The organism is Oscillibacter sp. PEA192, from assembly GCF_003574015.1.
Taxonomy (GTDB): Bacteria; Bacillota; Clostridia; order Oscillospirales; family Oscillospiraceae; genus Oscillibacter; species Oscillibacter welbionis.
Genome location: NZ_AP018532.1, coordinates 3,201,430 through 3,215,827, shown reverse-complemented (window position 1 = coordinate 3,215,827; position 14,398 = coordinate 3,201,430). Strand labels below are relative to the sequence as shown.

Annotated in this window: 10 protein-coding genes and 1 riboswitch; of the genes, 5 read left to right on the top strand and 5 right to left on the bottom strand. The window is 64.1% G+C overall.

Annotated elements, in window-relative coordinates; genetic code table 11:
• Positions 1-2: 2 nt before the first annotated feature.
• A riboswitch (purine riboswitch) is annotated at positions 3-101 on the bottom strand.
• Between the two features lie 110 nt (positions 102-211).
• Entirely contained in the window at positions 212-976 is a 765-nt protein-coding gene (locus tag DN611_RS15900) for a ZIP family metal transporter (protein WP_021747590.1), read from the top strand.
• A gap of 71 nt (positions 977-1,047) precedes the next feature.
• Here the strand turns inward: DN611_RS15900 and DN611_RS17200 are convergent, their stop codons facing one another.
• From DN611_RS17200 to thiI, 3 genes are all read right to left on the bottom strand, one after another.
• The gene (locus tag DN611_RS17200; RefSeq protein WP_025545020.1) at positions 1,048-1,392 is read right to left on the bottom strand and encodes a hypothetical protein; all 345 of its coding nucleotides are present in this window, start codon (positions 1,390-1,392) and stop codon (positions 1,048-1,050) included.
• 684 nt (positions 1,393-2,076) lie between these two features.
• A complete protein-coding gene (locus DN611_RS15890) occupies positions 2,077-3,333 on the bottom strand; it encodes a competence/damage-inducible protein A (RefSeq protein WP_119311825.1) in 1,257 nt (418 codons plus the stop codon).
• A gap of 67 nt (positions 3,334-3,400) precedes the next feature.
• On the bottom strand, positions 3,401-4,612 hold the full coding sequence (gene thiI / locus DN611_RS15885; protein WP_302213078.1) for a tRNA uracil 4-sulfurtransferase ThiI: 1,212 nt from the start codon (positions 4,610-4,612) through the stop codon (positions 3,401-3,403).
• Positions 4,613-4,827: 215 nt separating this feature from the next.
• On the opposite strand from thiI, the gene DN611_RS15880 reads away from it, so the two are divergent.
• From DN611_RS15880 to DN611_RS15870, 3 genes are all read left to right on the top strand, one after another.
• On the top strand, positions 4,828-5,643 hold the full coding sequence (locus tag DN611_RS15880; protein ID WP_021750818.1) for a PepSY domain-containing protein: 816 nt from the start codon (positions 4,828-4,830) through the stop codon (positions 5,641-5,643).
• 120 nt (positions 5,644-5,763) lie between these two features.
• Positions 5,764-6,405, top strand: coding sequence for a flavodoxin family protein (locus DN611_RS15875; RefSeq protein ID WP_021750817.1), 642 nt, complete (start codon positions 5,764-5,766; stop codon positions 6,403-6,405).
• A 40-nt stretch (positions 6,406-6,445) separates the two neighbouring features.
• The gene (locus DN611_RS15870; protein ID WP_021750816.1) at positions 6,446-6,688 is read left to right on the top strand and encodes a hypothetical protein; all 243 of its coding nucleotides are present in this window, start codon (positions 6,446-6,448) and stop codon (positions 6,686-6,688) included.
• A gap of 148 nt (positions 6,689-6,836) precedes the next feature.
• Here the strand turns inward: DN611_RS15870 and DN611_RS15865 are convergent, their stop codons facing one another.
• The gene (locus DN611_RS15865) at positions 6,837-8,354 is read right to left on the bottom strand and encodes a YifB family Mg chelatase-like AAA ATPase (protein ID WP_119311824.1); all 1,518 of its coding nucleotides are present in this window, start codon (positions 8,352-8,354) and stop codon (positions 6,837-6,839) included.
• 338 nt (positions 8,355-8,692) lie between these two features.
• Here DN611_RS15865 and nifJ point away from each other — a divergent pair, with 338 nt between their 5' ends.
• Positions 8,693-12,319: a pyruvate:ferredoxin (flavodoxin) oxidoreductase gene (gene nifJ / locus DN611_RS15860; protein WP_119311823.1), complete on the top strand. Its 3,627-nt coding sequence runs from the start codon at positions 8,693-8,695 to the stop codon at positions 12,317-12,319.
• A 175-nt stretch (positions 12,320-12,494) separates the two neighbouring features.
• On the opposite strand, the gene DN611_RS15855 is transcribed toward nifJ, so the two are convergent.
• A complete protein-coding gene (locus DN611_RS15855) occupies positions 12,495-14,213 on the bottom strand; it encodes a hypothetical protein (protein ID WP_119311822.1) in 1,719 nt (572 codons plus the stop codon).
• Between the last annotated feature and the right edge of the window lie 185 nt (positions 14,214-14,398).

Below are 14,398 nucleotides of genomic sequence, written 5' to 3'. Positions count from 1 at the left end.
GGCCCCTTCCAACAGACACTCATAGAAGAGCCTTCGGCGGCTCCGTAGAGACGTTCGCGCCATGACAGCGAACTTATATGAGCTTTTCCTGCTGCCTATACCATATCACACATCGTCCCCGGATGCAAGCCCTGTCACGCCGGGAAGTCCTGCCGCTTATACTGGCATACGGGCGGTGTTCCGCCTGAATCAGAGAAAAGGCGTTGGTGCTATGCTGCAGTCTCTTGGCTGGGCGGCCCTGGGTACGGGCTTCACATTTTTGATGACCGCTCTGGGCGCGGCCATGGTGTTTTTTTTCGCCGGGGAACCCCGGCCCCACTTTCAAAAGACCCTGCTGGGCTTTGCTGCTGGAGTCATGACGGCGGCCTCCGTGTGGAGCCTGCTGCTGCCGGCCATCGACCGGGCCGCAGAGGGGGCGCTGCCGGACTGGCTGCCCGCCGCGGGCGGAATGCTGTTGGGCGTGGTCTTCCTGTCCGCTCTGGATGCCTTGCTGCCCCATCTGCGGCGGGACCGGACCTGGCAGGATGCCTCTTGGCGGCAGACCACTCTGCTGATGACAGCCATCACCCTACATAACGTCCCGGAGGGGATGGCGGTGGGGCTGGCCTTTGCCCTGGTGTCCGGAGGGGAGGGCTTTGCCGGGGCGGCGGCCCTGGCCATGGGCATCGGCATCCAGAATTTTCCGGAGGGAGCCGCCGTGGCTCTGCCCCTGCGGCAGGGCGGCTGGTCCCGTCCCAGGGCCTTTGTGGGGGGAATGCTCTCCGGCGCCGTGGAGCCGGTGTTCGGCGTGCTGGCGGCACTGGCCGCGGCCGGCGTGGACCCGCTGATGCCCTGGTTGCTGAGTTTTGCTGCCGGAGCGATGCTGTACGTGGTGGTGGAGGAGTTGATTCCCCAGGCCCACAGCCGGGCGGGGACCTGCGGTTTTGTGATGGGGTTCCTGGTGATGATGGTGCTGGACGTGGCACTGGGCGGCTGAGACCGCCCTCTGGACTCCGGCAGAAAAGGGCCGGGAGGCCGCCTGCAGGCGGTCTCCCGGTCTTGCGCAGCTCAGGCCTCTCTGCTGGGCTGCAGAGCCAGAATCACCAGAGTGGCTTCGCCGTCCCGAACGGTAACGCTGCTGTTGCTGTTCAGGGAAAAACGGGTAGCCTCCTCCACGGAGATGATGAAAGAGGCAGAGCCGGATACACTGGTATTGTCGATACCGGTCCGATTGTAGACGCCGTACTCCAGATGACCGCGTCCTCCGTAGCCCGGTGTGATTTGAAGATATCCGGCGGTCAGAAGGTTGGCGGCAAAGTGGTAGGCGATGAGATATACTCCCGGTTGCAGGAGGAGCTGAGTGGTAGATTCCTGCACAATGTGGCCGGTCACATCCGTTGCTGCCGCACTCAAAGAGATTGAGCTGCCGTTGAAAAACTCCTGCTGGTAGGTGACAAAAGACGCATAGGCCGGAATACCCGACGGACCCTGAGGTCCTTGGGGACCCTGGAGTCCTTGTGGGCCCTGGAATCCTTGTGGGCCCTGAGGTCCTTCCGGCCCCTGAGGCCCTTGCGGCCCCTGGGGTCCTTCCGGCCCCTGAGGCCCTTCCGGTCCCTGAGGCCCTTGCGGCCCCTGAGGTCCCTCCGGCCCCTGGGGTCCTTCCGGCCCCTGAGGTCCTTCCGGTCCCTGGGGTCCTTCCGGCCCCTGAGGTCCTTCCGGCCCCTGGGGTCCTTCCGGCCCCTGGGGTCCTTCCGGCCCCTGAGGTCCTTCCGGCCCCTGAGGTCCTTCCGGTCCCTGGGGTCCTTCCGGCCCCTGAGGCCCTTCCGGTCCCTGGCAGCCGATTGGCCCCCGGGGTCCAGCCGGGCCCGGATTACCCCTTGGAATGGCAAAGTCCAGCTCCACACCGCAGGGCGTGGGCGAGGCGGTTACCCGGGCCCGGGTGCCGGGGGGTGTCGTGACAGTGCTGCCCACCGTAACAGTGGGAATGATACAACACGGGGGATAACAGAAATCCCCCTGAGAATAATGCATATACAGAAGCCTCCTCTCTGAAGGGCTAGGCCAGTATATGCCCCACAGGCCCCCTTGGGTGCGCGCTTATCCGATGGGCAGGCCGGTGAGATACCGCCGGACCACGTCCAGAGCGTGGTTGGCGGCCAGCTCCTGGATGCGGTCCCGCCGGCGGCGGCCGGAGTCCGTCCGCCGGCAGAAGGTGCCCTCCGGCGTGGCCAGGCCAATGTACACCAGCCCCACCGGGTTGTCCCGCTCATCCCGGTCCGGGCCCGCCACGCCGGTGACGGACACGGCGATGTCTGCCCCGGTGATCTGCCGGGCGCCCTCCGCCATGGCCCGGGCTGTCTCCTCCGACACGGCGCCGTACTGGTCCAGCGTTTCCTGGGGCACGCCCAGCACCGCCGCCTTGACAGAGGTCCAGTAGCTGACCACGCCGCCCCGGTACACGCTGGAGACGCCGGGCAGGGCAGTGATCCGCTCCGCCACCCGGCCGCCGGTGCAGCTCTCCGCAGTGGACAGGGTGAGATTCCGCTCCTTCAGCAGCTGGAAGCACACCGCTTCCAGGCCCTTCACATCCACGCCGTACACATAGTCTCCCAAAGCCGCGCGGACCTCTGCCACCACCGGGGCCAGCATGGCCTCCGCCTCCTCTGCGCCGGCGGCCTTGGCGGTGGCCCGCAGCCGCACCTCGCAGGGCTTGGCATAAGTGGCCAGGGTGGGGTTCACCATGCGGACCATCCGGTCATGGAGCAGCTGGTCCACAGAGCTCTCGCCCATGCCGAAGGTCATGATATCGTGGGAGACGATGACCTCTTTGGAGAGGGCGCGGAGGTACGGCTCCACGCACCGGCGGAGCATGGTCTCGCACTCGTGGGGCGGCCCCGGCAGCATCAGCACATGGACGCCGTCCGCTTCAAAGGCGCAGCCGGGGGCGGTGCCCACCGGATTGTCGAACACGGTGCAGCCCTCCGGCAGCTCCGCCTGCTGGGTGTTGTTTTCCGGCATGGGCACATGGAGGGCGGACTGATAAAAGGCCCGGATGTCCTCCAGAATATCTTCGTGCAGCACCAGCTTCTGGCCGAAGGCCGCACAGATGGTCTGCTTGGTCAGATCGTCGTAGGTAGGACCCAGGCCGCCTGTGGTGAGAATGATGTCGGCCCGGTGCCGGGCAATGTCCAGAGCCTCCCGCAGGCGCTGAGGGTTGTCCCCCACTACCGTGTGCCAGAAGACGTTGACGCCCAGGGTGGACAGGCTCTGAGAGAGCATCTGGGCGTCGGTGTTGGCGATGTTACCCAGCAGGATCTCTGTGCCGACGGCGATGATCTCCGCGGTGTGTGACATGGAAAGACCTCCTTTTTGAAACAGCGGCCCCGCCGGCGACAGGCGGCGGGGCCGGGAACAGATCGGGTCAGATCCGGGTCGGATCCGTGGACTTCACCCGCACCCAGGTCTCGTCCGCCAGGGCCTTCTGCACCAGGGACTCCACGTCCAGGGCGGCCTCCGCCTGCCGCACATCTTCCAGCCGGGGCCGGGTGGCGGGGTGGCGGGGCGTGAACACCGTGCAGCAGTCCTCATAGGGGAGGATGGAGGTGTCGAACACCCCGATCTCCCGGGACATGCGGATGATCTCCACCTTGTCCATGCCGATCAGGGGCCGCAGCACCGGCAGGGAGGTCACATCCTCGGTGACCCCCAGGGCCAGCATGGTCTGGCTGGCCACTTGGCCCAGGGACTCGCCGGTGACCAGGGCGCCGGCGTTGGCCTTCCTGGCGATGGCCTCGGCGATGCGCATCATGAACCGGCGCATGATGAGGGTGAAGTACTCCTCCGGGCAGTTCCGCCGGATCTCCTCCTGGATCTCCGTGAAGGGGACGATGTGGACCAGCAGCCGCCCGGTCCAGGCAGTCAGCAGCCGGGCCAGCTCCAGTACCTTGTCCTGGGCCTGCTGGGAGGTGTAGGGCGGGGAGACAAAGTGGACCATCTCCAGCTCCACGCCCCGGCGGGCCATCATCCAGGAGGACACCGGGGAGTCGATGCCGCCGGAGAGCAGGCTCACCGCCCGGCCGCCCATGCCGATGGGCAGGCCGCCCGCGCCGGGAACAGAGGGAGTATGAACGTAGGCGTACTTCTCCCGGATCTCCACAAATACCGTCAGATCGGGAGTGTGGACATCCACCGCCACATGGGGGAACAGCTCCGCCAGATCGCCGCCCACAGCTTGGCTCAGCTGGATGGAGTTCATGGGAAACATCTTGTCTGCCCGCTTGCTCTCCACCTTGAAGCTCTTCGCAACGGCAAAGGCGTCCGCCAGATAGGTCCGGGCGGCCTCCACAATGGCGTCCACTGTCTTTTCACAGGGCACGGCCCGGGCCACGGCGGCAATGCCGAACACCTGGCGGCAGGCGTCCCAGGCGGCCTCCATATCGCAGTCCTCTCCCTGGGGCTCCACGTAGATGGTGCTCTGCCGGAGGGAGCACTGGAAGCTGCCGCAGTTTTTCACCCGGCGGCGGACGTTGGCCAGCAGCTTGTCCTCAAAGGACTGGCGATTCTGTCCCTTCAGGACCACCTCGCCCAGTTTCAGCAAAAAGATCTCCTGCGGGGCAGGGGAAGCATTCATCATAACGGACCTCCATATCAGAACAGTTTGGAATATCGGCCCCTATTATAGCGCATTTTTCCGGGAATAGAAAGTCTGTTTTGTGGGGAAGGGCCAGCGGCGCGAAAAAAATAAAAAATTTTCCGCACAGTGCAATAAAACCTCTTCTGGCGCCGTTAATGGTGCAGAAGGGGCGGGAGAGACCCGCCGAATGCAGAACATGAAAAGGAGAATGAACAATGAAGCAGAACGGTTTCTGGAAGGGCTTCGGCTCCGGTTTGGTCCTGACGGTCCTGATCGCAGCACTGTGCGTCACGGCCACCGCCACCTCCAAGCGCAGCATCCAGGTGGAGGACGGCATCGGCATCACCCTCAACGGCGCCAGATTCACCCCGCGGGATGCCGCCGGAAAGCAGGTCCCCGTGTTCCTCTACAACGGCACCACCTATGTCCCCGTCCGGGCCATCAGCGAGGCCATGGGTATGGACGTGTCCTTCAACTCGGCCACCCGCACGGTCCAGCTGACCACCGCGGACCGGACCGCCAGCCAGCAGGGCGCCTCTTCCGCCTCCGGCAATTATATCAGTGCCGACCGGGCCAAGCAGATCGCCCTGAATGACGCCGGTGTCAAAGAGGCCAACGCCGTGTTCCTGCGGGCCAACCTGGACTGGGATGACGGCCGGATGAAGTATGAGGTGGAGTTTTACAGCGGCACCACCGAATATGACTACGACATCGACGCCGTCACCGGCGCCATCCTCAGCTCCGATCGGGAGCTGGAGAATTTCCAGATCTGGAACAACGGCACCAGCCGCCCCTCCGGGAACGGCAGCAACTCTTCCAGCGGTGACTATATCACCGCAGAGCGGGCCCAGCAGATCGCCCTGGCGGAGACGCCCAGCGGCTCCACGGTGGTGAAGTGCCAGTTTGACTGGGATGACGGCCGGGCGCAGTATGAAGTCGAGATCCGCAACGGCTGGACCGAGTACGAATTTGAGATCGACGCCGTCACCGGCACCATCTTCAGCCGGGACATCGACAACGACCGCTGGTGATCTTCCCCAGAGTCCCAAAGAGACGCCCGTCAGGGCGTCTCTTTTTATGGGGGAAAAGGAGCTCTTGCCCGCCGTCCAGCCCTCTGCTATAATGGAGGGACAACAAGGGGAAACCAAATTATGGAGGGGAAGTTTATGAAGATCGTGGCCATCAACGGCAGTCCCAGAAAGAACGGCAACACCGCCCAGGTGCTGGAGGTGGTCCGGCGGGAGGTGGAGGCCGCCGGGGTGGAGTTCCAGGTGTTCCAGCCCGGGGCGAAGGTCCATCCCTGCATGGCCTGCTACCACTGCCTGAACACCGGCAGCCTCCGGTGTGTCCAGACCGACGATATGGTCAACGACATCATCGCCGCCTGCATCGAGGCGGACGGCATCCTGCTGGCAGCTCCGGTGTATCACGGTGGTATTTCCGGCAATATGAAGTGCGTGCTGGACCGGCTGATGCTGGCGGCGGGCTGCGGGGTGAATCAGCTCCACCACAAGGTGGGGGGCGCCCTGTGCACCCTGCGCCGCAGCGGCGGCATGGAGACGTACCAACAGCTACTGGGCACCATGGACGCCATGGAGATGGTGATCGTCACCTCTGACTACTGGGGCGCCGTACATGGCGCAGACCCTGGCGAGGCCCTGAAAGACGAGGAGGGCATGGAGGTGGCCGCCCGCCTGGGCCGGGATATGGCCTGGATGGTGAAGGTGCTGGCGGAGAGCAGGGTCCCTGTGCCGGAGAGCACGCCCCGTCCCATGATGAACTTCATCCGGTAAAGAGGAGAGTCGGCGATTGGCGGAAGGAGGAATCTGGAGAATGAGCCCGCTGTATGATGGTTCCAACGGAGACGGATGGTTTTCGGTTTTTGTGATCGTACCGGTGATCGGCCTGGTGATCTGGGGCCTGAACACGTTCTGGCTGCACCGCCTGAAAAAGGGAGATATGGATTACTCGCCGGAGGGGTTCCGCAAAAGGGCCCGGATCTTCGCCATAATATTGGCAGCGGTGCTTCTGGGAGTGCCGCTGCTGGCGGCCCTGCTTCTCTGGAACCGGCACTGACCACGTTATTTCCGCCACAGTGAACCAGGCGGCCCCATTCCGGGGCCGCCTGGTTTTCTGATCCTTTGGGAATGTCCGGTTCCGGAACGGAATGGCTTCGGCCTTGCCCCCGTAAAGTCCGCTGCGCTGGGCTGCGGCGGGGACCCGGTTATCCCTTCAAAATATCGGTATTCCGGAACTGGATGGCCTCTGCCAGATGCTCCGGCCTGATGTCCGCCGCACCGTCCAGGTCCGCGATGGTCCGGGCTACCCGCAGAATCCGATCATGAGACCGGGCGGTGAGGCCCATCCGCTCGAAGGCGGACTTCATCAGCGCATCGCCGGCGTGGTCCAGGCAGCAGAACTGCCCGATCATGTGGGCGGTCATGTGGGCGTTGCAGGTGACGCCGGTGCCGGCAAAGCGGGCGGTCTGGACAGCCCGGGCCGCGTCCACCCGGTACTTCACATCGGCGGAGCTCTCCGGCGTCTCTTTCCGCCGCATGGATGCGTATTCCACCGCGGGAACACTGACGTGGAGGTCGATCCGGTCCAGCAGGGGGCCGGAGATCTTCTCCACATACTTGGCCACCTCCCGGTCCGAGCAGGTACACCGCCCGGAGGGGTGCCCTCGCCAGCCGCACCGACAGGGGTTCATGGCGCACACCAGCTGGAACCGGGCGGGCAGGTGCAGCGTCCCGCCGGAGCGGGCCACTGTCACCGTGCCGTCCTCCAGGGGCTGGCGCATGGCCTCCAGCACGTCCCGGTGGAACTCCGGCAGCTCGTCCAGAAACAGCACGCCGTTGTGGGCCAGGGAGATCTCCCCCGGCCGCAGCAGCGGCCCGCCTCCGGTGAGGGCGGCGGCGGATGCGGTGTGGTGGGGGCTGCGGAAGGGGCGCCGGGTCAGCAGGGGGTGCTGCGGGTCCGCCAGCCCCGCCACGGACCAGATGCCGGAGACCTCCAGCGCCTCCTCCCGGCTCATATCCGGCAGGATGGAGGGCAGCCGCTTGGCCAGCATGGACTTGCCTGCGCCGGGGGAGCCGATCAGCAGCAGGTTGTGGCCGCCTGCCGCGGCGATCTCCAGGGCCCGCCTGGCATTTTCCTGGCCCATCACATCCCGCAGATCCGGCCCGGCGGCCTCCTCTGCCTCCGGCACCCAGGCCGGGGCGGGGGAGAGGCGCTCCTCGCCCCGCAAGTGGCGCACCAGCGCCCCCACATCCGGTACGCCGTAGACGGTGAGGCCGCCTGCCAGCGTGGCCTCAGCGGCGTTCTCCGCCGGGACATACAGCTCCTTCACACCGGCGTCCCGGGCTGCCAGGGCCATGGGCAGCACGCCGGTGACGCCCCGCAGCGCCCCGGTGAGGGACAGCTCCCCGATAAACGCCGCTTGCTGGGCCGGCGGCGGCAGCTCCCGTCCTGCGGCCAGCAGCCCCACAAAGATGGGCAGGTCGTAGACTGTGCCCGCCTTTTTCTGCCCGGCCGGGGCCAGATTCACCGTGATTCGGCTGACGGGGAACTTGGCCCCGCAGTTCTTCACCGCCGCCCGGACTCGCTCCCGGGCCTCCCGCACGGCGGCGTCCGGCAGACCCACGATGTCAAAGGCGGGCAGCCCGCCGGAGAGGAAGCACTCCGCGCTGACCGCATACCCGGCAATGCCGTTCAGTCCCAGGGAGCGCACCGTCACCACCATAAACGACCACCTCCAGAAGCCCTCCCGCTCCAGGCTGCCGCCCGCTGCCGGAAGAGCCGATTGCGAATTGTCGAAAACCGCCGTTTTCACGGAAGTCAGTTTACCACAAAACGACGAAATAAGAAACCCCGGATTCCAAAACTGGCCTGAAAATTCCAGGAAGTCTTGACGTTTCCGCAGAAACCAGAAAATTTGCGCAAAAAATAACAAGGCAGTTATTTACACGGCAAATTTCAAGTGATATAATAGCACTGCATGAGCATTCGGGGGAATGCGACCGTGTTCATGTTGGTTCAGAATGCTGTCGTGTGGGCAGCACATTTATAGGAGGTAAGTTTATGGCAAGAAAGTTCAAGTCCATGGACGGTAACAACGCAGCTGCGTATGTCAGCTATGCGTTTACCGAAGTGGCGGGGATCTATCCCATCACCCCGTCCTCTCCCATGGCAGACTTGGTCGACCAGTGGTCCGCCGCTGGTCAGAAGAACATTTTCGGCACCACTGTCAAGGTCGTCGAGATGCAGTCCGAGGCGGGTGCCTCCGGCACGGTCCACGGCTCCCTGGCCGCCGGTGCGCTGACCACCACCTACACCGCATCCCAGGGCCTGCTGCTGATGATCCCCAATATGTACAAGATCGCCGGCGAGCTGCTGCCCTGCGTGTTCCATGTGTCCGCCCGTACCGTGTCCACCCACGCCCTGAACATTTTCGGCGACCACTCCGACGTCATGGCCTGCCGCCAGACCGGCTTCGCCATGCTGTGCGAGGGCAACGTGCAGGAGGTCATGGACCTGGCGCCCGTGGCCCATCTGGCCGCCATTGAGGGCCGCGTTCCCTTCGTGAACTTCTTCGACGGTTTCCGGACCTCTCACGAGATCCAGAAGGTCGCCGTGTGGGATTACGATGACCTGAAGGAGATGTGCGACATGGACGCCGTGGCGGCGTTCCGCAAGCACGCCCTGAATCCCGAGCGGCCCAACATGCGCGGCTCTCACGAGAACGGCGACATCTTCTTCCAGCATCGTGAGGCCTGCAACAGCTACTACACCGCTCTGCCCGACGTGGTGGAGAAGTACATGGGCAAGATCAACGAGAAGCTGGGTACCGACTATCAGCTGTTCAACTACTACGGCGCTGCCGACGCAGACCGCGTCATCATCGCCATGGGCTCCATCTGCGACGTGGCTGAGGAGGTCATCGACTATCTGAATGCGGGCGGCGAGAAGGTGGGCCTCATCAAGGTCCGGCTGTACCGGCCCTGGCGTGCGGACAAGCTGCTCGCCGCCATCCCCGCCACCTGCAAGAAGATCGCCGTGCTGGACCGCACCAAGGAGCCCGGCTCCCAGGGCGAGCCCCTGTACATGGACGTGGTCACTGCTCTGGCCAACGCCGGCCGGACCGACATCCAGGTGATCGGCGGCCGTTACGGCCTGGGCAGCAAGGACACCCCGCCCGCCTCCGTCTTCGCCGTGTATGACGAGCTGAAGAAGGATTCCATGAAGCGCGAGTTCACCATCGGCATCGTGGACGATGTGACCCACCTGAGCCTGGAGGAGAAGCCCGCTCCTAGCGTGGCTCCCGCCGGTACGATTGAGTGCAAGTTCTGGGGCCTGGGCGGCGACGGCACCGTGGGCGCCAACAAGAACTCCATCAAGATCATCGGCGACCATACCGACAAGTATGTCCAGGCGTACTTCCAGTACGACTCCAAGAAGACCGGCGGCGTCACCATCAGCCACCTGCGCTTCGGCGACTCCCCCATCAAGTCTTCCTACTACATCAACAAGGCCGACTTCGTGGCCTGCCACGTGCCCGCCTACATCACCAAGCACTTCCCCATTGTCCGGGACGTGAAGCCCGGCGGTGTGTTCCTGATCAACTGCCAGTGGAGCGACGAGGAGCTGAGCCACCATCTGGATGCCGCCTCCAAGCGCTACATCGCCAAGAACAACATTCAGGTCTACACCATCAACGCCATCGACCTGGCCAAGGAAATCGGCATGGGCAAGCGCACCAACACCATCCTGCAGTCCGCCTTCTTCTCTCTGGCTAAGGTCATGCCTGAGAGCGAGGCTGTGGGCTACATGAAGGACGCCGCCACCCACTCCTACCTGAAGAAGGGCCAGGACATCGTGGACATGAACCACAAGGCCATCGACGCCGGCGCCACCGCCTACAAGAAGTTCGATGTGCCCGCCGACTGGGCCAACGCTGTGGACGAGGCCGAGCCCGTCAAGCACGAGGGCCCCGCCGCTCTGGTGGAGCAGGTCAGCACGATTCTGGACCCCGTGGGCCGCATGGACGGCGACAGCCTGCCCGTGTCCGCCTTCGTCAAGCATGTGGACGGCCAGTTCGAGCTGGGCGCCGCCGCCTATGAGAAGCGCGGCGTGGCCGTGTCCGTTCCCACCTGGGATTCCACCAAGTGCATCCAGTGTAACAACTGCGCCTATGTCTGCCCCCACGCCACCATCCGTCCCTTCGCTCTGACGGAGGAGGAGGCCAAGAATGCCCCCGCCGCCGCCAAGATCGTGGACGTGAAGGCCGGCAAGGGCAAGGGCGTGTACAAGTACACCATGGCCATCAGCCCGCTGGACTGCATGGGCTGCGCCGTGTGCGTGGGCCAGTGCCCGGTGGACGCCCTGACCATGGTGGACCAGGAGCAGGAGGCCGCCCAGCAGGAGGTCTTCAACTACTGCGTCTCCCAGGTGTCCGAGAAGAAGGACATGCAGGACAACACCGTCAAGGGCAGCCAGTTCCGTCAGCCCATGCTGGAGTTCTCCGGCTCCTGCGCCGGCTGCGCCGAGACCAGCTATGCCCGCCTGATTACCCAGCTGTTCGGTGACCGGATGTACATCTCCAACGCCACCGGCTGCTCCTCCATCTGGGGCGGTCCGGCTGCCACCTCTCCCTACTGCACCAACAAGGAAGGCCATGGTCCCGCTTGGGCCAACTCCCTGTTCGAGGATAACGCTGAGCACGGCCTGGGCATGTATCTGGGCCAGCAGGCCACCCGCAGCCGTCTGGCGGATCTGACCCGGGAGCTGATTGCCAAGGATTGGGCAGTGCCCGCTCTGAAGGAGGCCGGCCAGAAGTGGCTGGACACCATGGAGGACAGCGCCGCCAACGGCGAGGCCACCAAGGCATACATCGCCGCCCTGGAGAGCAGCATCTGCACTGTGGACGAGCTGCTGGCCAATCCCAAGGCGGAGATCCATGCCTTCGGCGAGGAGCTGAAGGCAAAGGGCGAGACGCTGTGCCAGTGTGACGCCTGCAAGCTGGCTGCTGAGATTCTGGCGGACAAGGAGTTCCTGTCCAAGAAGTCCATGTGGATCTTCGGCGGCGACGGCTGGGCCTACGACATCGGCTTCGGCGGTCTGGACCACGTCCTGGCCTCCGGCAACGATGTGAATGTCTTCGTCTTTGATACCGAGGTGTACTCCAATACCGGCGGCCAGGCCTCCAAGGCGTCCAACATCGGCCAGGTGGCGCAGTTCGCCGCGGCCGGCAAGGAGATCAAGAAAAAGTCCCTGGCGGAGATCGCCATGAGTTACGGCTATATCTACGTGGCTCAGGTGGCCATGGGTGCCAACCCCGCCCAGACCCTGAAGGCCATTCAGGAGGCCGAGGCTTATCCCGGCCCGTCCCTGATTATCGGCTACGCCCCCTGCGAGATGCACTCCATCAAGGGCGGCATGATGAACTGCCAGAAGGAAATGAAGAAGGCTGTGGAGTGCGGCTACTGGAACCTGTTCCGCTTCAACCCCGCCGCTGAGGGTGCCAAGTTCACGCTGGACTCCAAGGAGCCGACTGGCGGCTATCAGGAGTTCCTGATGAACGAGGCCCGGTACAGCCGTCTGACCCGCGAGTTCCCCGACCGCGCCGGCGAGCTGTTCCAGCGCAACGAGAAAGCTGCCATGGATCGCTATCAGCACCTGCTGAAGCTGAAGGCCATGTACAGCGAGTAAGCATATACCATATCAGAGGACCGCGGGAGTTATCCCGCGGTCCTTTTCTCTGCCGGGACGTGCGCCTGGAAGACAGCCCGTCAGAGAACAGCGGCACACCGCCGTCAGAGAGGTTGAGACAGCCCCCGGACGCCGCAGCGTTCGGGGGCTGTTTCTGGTCAGACGATTCGTGGGGTTACAGCAGGGCCGCAAAGGCATCCGCCATGGCCCCGCCCTGGACCCGAGCGATTTCGGCGGCGCTGCCCGCGTCTTCCGGAAGCAGGCCCCATTCCCAGGCCAGTTCCAGAGCGGTTTGGTCCCAGGCACCCTCCGCCAGCGCATCGGGCAGAGGCGCGGTGCGGACAGCCTCCGGCTCCAGCCCCAGGGCCTCCACAGTGCGGACGAGAAAGACGGCGGCTTCCTGCCAGGTGAGGTACCGGGCGGCCGCAAAGGCGCCCTCCGCCGTACCGCCGGTGACGCCGGTCTCCGCGGCCCAGTTCACCGCCGGCAGGAACCACTCGATGCCCAGCAGATCCTGGAAACCGGCCTCCGCCGCTGCGGCAGGGGACCCGGCCGCAGCATACAGCAGCCCCACGAACCGCCCCCGGGTGAGCGGCGCATCCGGGTATTCCCGCTGTTCCAGCGTCTCCGGATGGGCCAGCAGCCACTCCACAGCGGTGTCTCTGCCCGCCAGGGTATCCGCCATGGTTTGGGGAACGGCGATATCCGGCTCCAGAGACTCCACGCCCCGTCCGGCGTCGGCGTCCAGCAGGGTGCCCAGGTCGATGTATTTGGAGGAGACACCAATCTGGATGCCGGAGTTGGGCAGAGAAAAGCCACTGACGGAGCCAAAGTGGTCCACGCTGCCGCTGGCAGGCTCTCCCACCAGCGGGATGCCCATTTCCTGCAGCTCTACGGCATTGATGATGGCAGAGGAGAAGGTGGCCTCTCCGATGAGTCCCACCACCTCGGTCCCATCATCCATCTCCTGCCGCAGGACGGACAGCAGAGGCCAGATTACGCCGTCTGACCCGCCGCCGTTGTTCCGCAGGTCCACGAGAACGCGGCTGTAACCTCCGGCCTCCAGGTCCGCCTGCACCTGGGCGGCAAAGTCCTCCATGGGCAGCGCCGGGTCCTCCTGGCAGACGTTGTACTGGATATAGTAGACCTGCCCGCTCAGCGGAAGTGCGCAGTAATTGCACTTCTGGCGGGCAGTGGCGGGCTGGGGCACCTCAGCGCCTAGCTGGACAATTTCCGCCTCTCCCAGGGAGAGGTAGGGCATGGGAGCGATGGAGACGGTCTTGCCGTCAGCCAGGGTGAGGGCCAGAGGCTCACCCGCCTTTGCCAGACCCAGATAGGCGTAGTAATCCGCCACATTGCACACCTGCCGGTACTGCCGCCGCAGCTTCACCGGGTTGTCGGCACTGAGCACGCGGCCAAAGGTCTCCACCACCTCTGCCATAGAGCGGCCGCCTATGGCGGTGACCTCCGCGCCCAGCAGATCCTGTTCCTCAGCCGGAACTGTGGTCAGGTACCAGTGCCCGTCCCGCCAGGACAACACCATGGGATAGGCATTCAGCTGGTCCACCACGCTGTCCGCCACCTGGACGCTGGTGTGGGAGTCGCCCACAAGCGCGGCCAGACTCTGCAGGCCGAAGAGAAATTCTACGTCGCTTGCGGTGTCCAGATGCTCTGTAAGCTCTGCTTTGCGGGCCAGGAAGGTCTCCTCCGGCGTGTTGGCAAAAAGATCCGGATGGCTGTCTTTCAGCGTCTCATAAAATATGGTCAGGTCCTCCCGCCGGTCATCCACTGTGGATGTGCTCGGTCCGGCCGCCTGAACACCCATGCCGAGTGCCAGGACCGCCGCCAGCGCCAGAGCGCTGGTTCTTTGAATGAACTTGGATCGCTGCTGCAAATGAAATCCGCTCCTCTCAATGTACTATTACGATAGTACAATAATACAAATGGGGCCGTCTGTCAAGAGGCTTCCGCCGCAGTTTCTAATACGATGGAGCAGGGAGACTTTCTTCAAAATCAGATGAAATTTTAGAAAAGAAAAAGAAAAAAGTTCGCAAAAAATTCATGGAATTGCAGAGGGAA

Excerpts from the sequence above, each read along its gene's own strand:
- DN611_RS15890 (WP_119311825.1), bottom strand. The coding sequence starts at position 3,333 with ATGTCACACACCGCGGAGATCATCGCCGTCGGCACAGAGATCCTGCTG.
- DN611_RS15875 (WP_021750817.1), top strand. The coding sequence starts at position 5,764 with ATGGAGGGGAAGTTTATGAAGATCGTGGCCATCAACGGCAGTCCCAGA.
- nifJ (WP_119311823.1), top strand. The coding sequence starts at position 8,693 with ATGGCAAGAAAGTTCAAGTCCATGGACGGTAACAACGCAGCTGCGTAT.
- DN611_RS15870 (WP_021750816.1), top strand. The coding sequence starts at position 6,446 with ATGAGCCCGCTGTATGATGGTTCCAACGGAGACGGATGGTTTTCGGTT.
- thiI (WP_302213078.1), bottom strand. The coding sequence starts at position 4,612 with ATGATGAATGCTTCCCCTGCCCCGCAGGAGATCTTTTTGCTGAAACTG.
- DN611_RS15880 (WP_021750818.1), top strand. The coding sequence starts at position 4,828 with ATGAAGCAGAACGGTTTCTGGAAGGGCTTCGGCTCCGGTTTGGTCCTG.
- DN611_RS15865 (WP_119311824.1), bottom strand. The coding sequence starts at position 8,354 with ATGGTGGTGACGGTGCGCTCCCTGGGACTGAACGGCATTGCCGGGTAT.
- DN611_RS15900 (WP_021747590.1), top strand. The coding sequence starts at position 212 with ATGCTGCAGTCTCTTGGCTGGGCGGCCCTGGGTACGGGCTTCACATTT.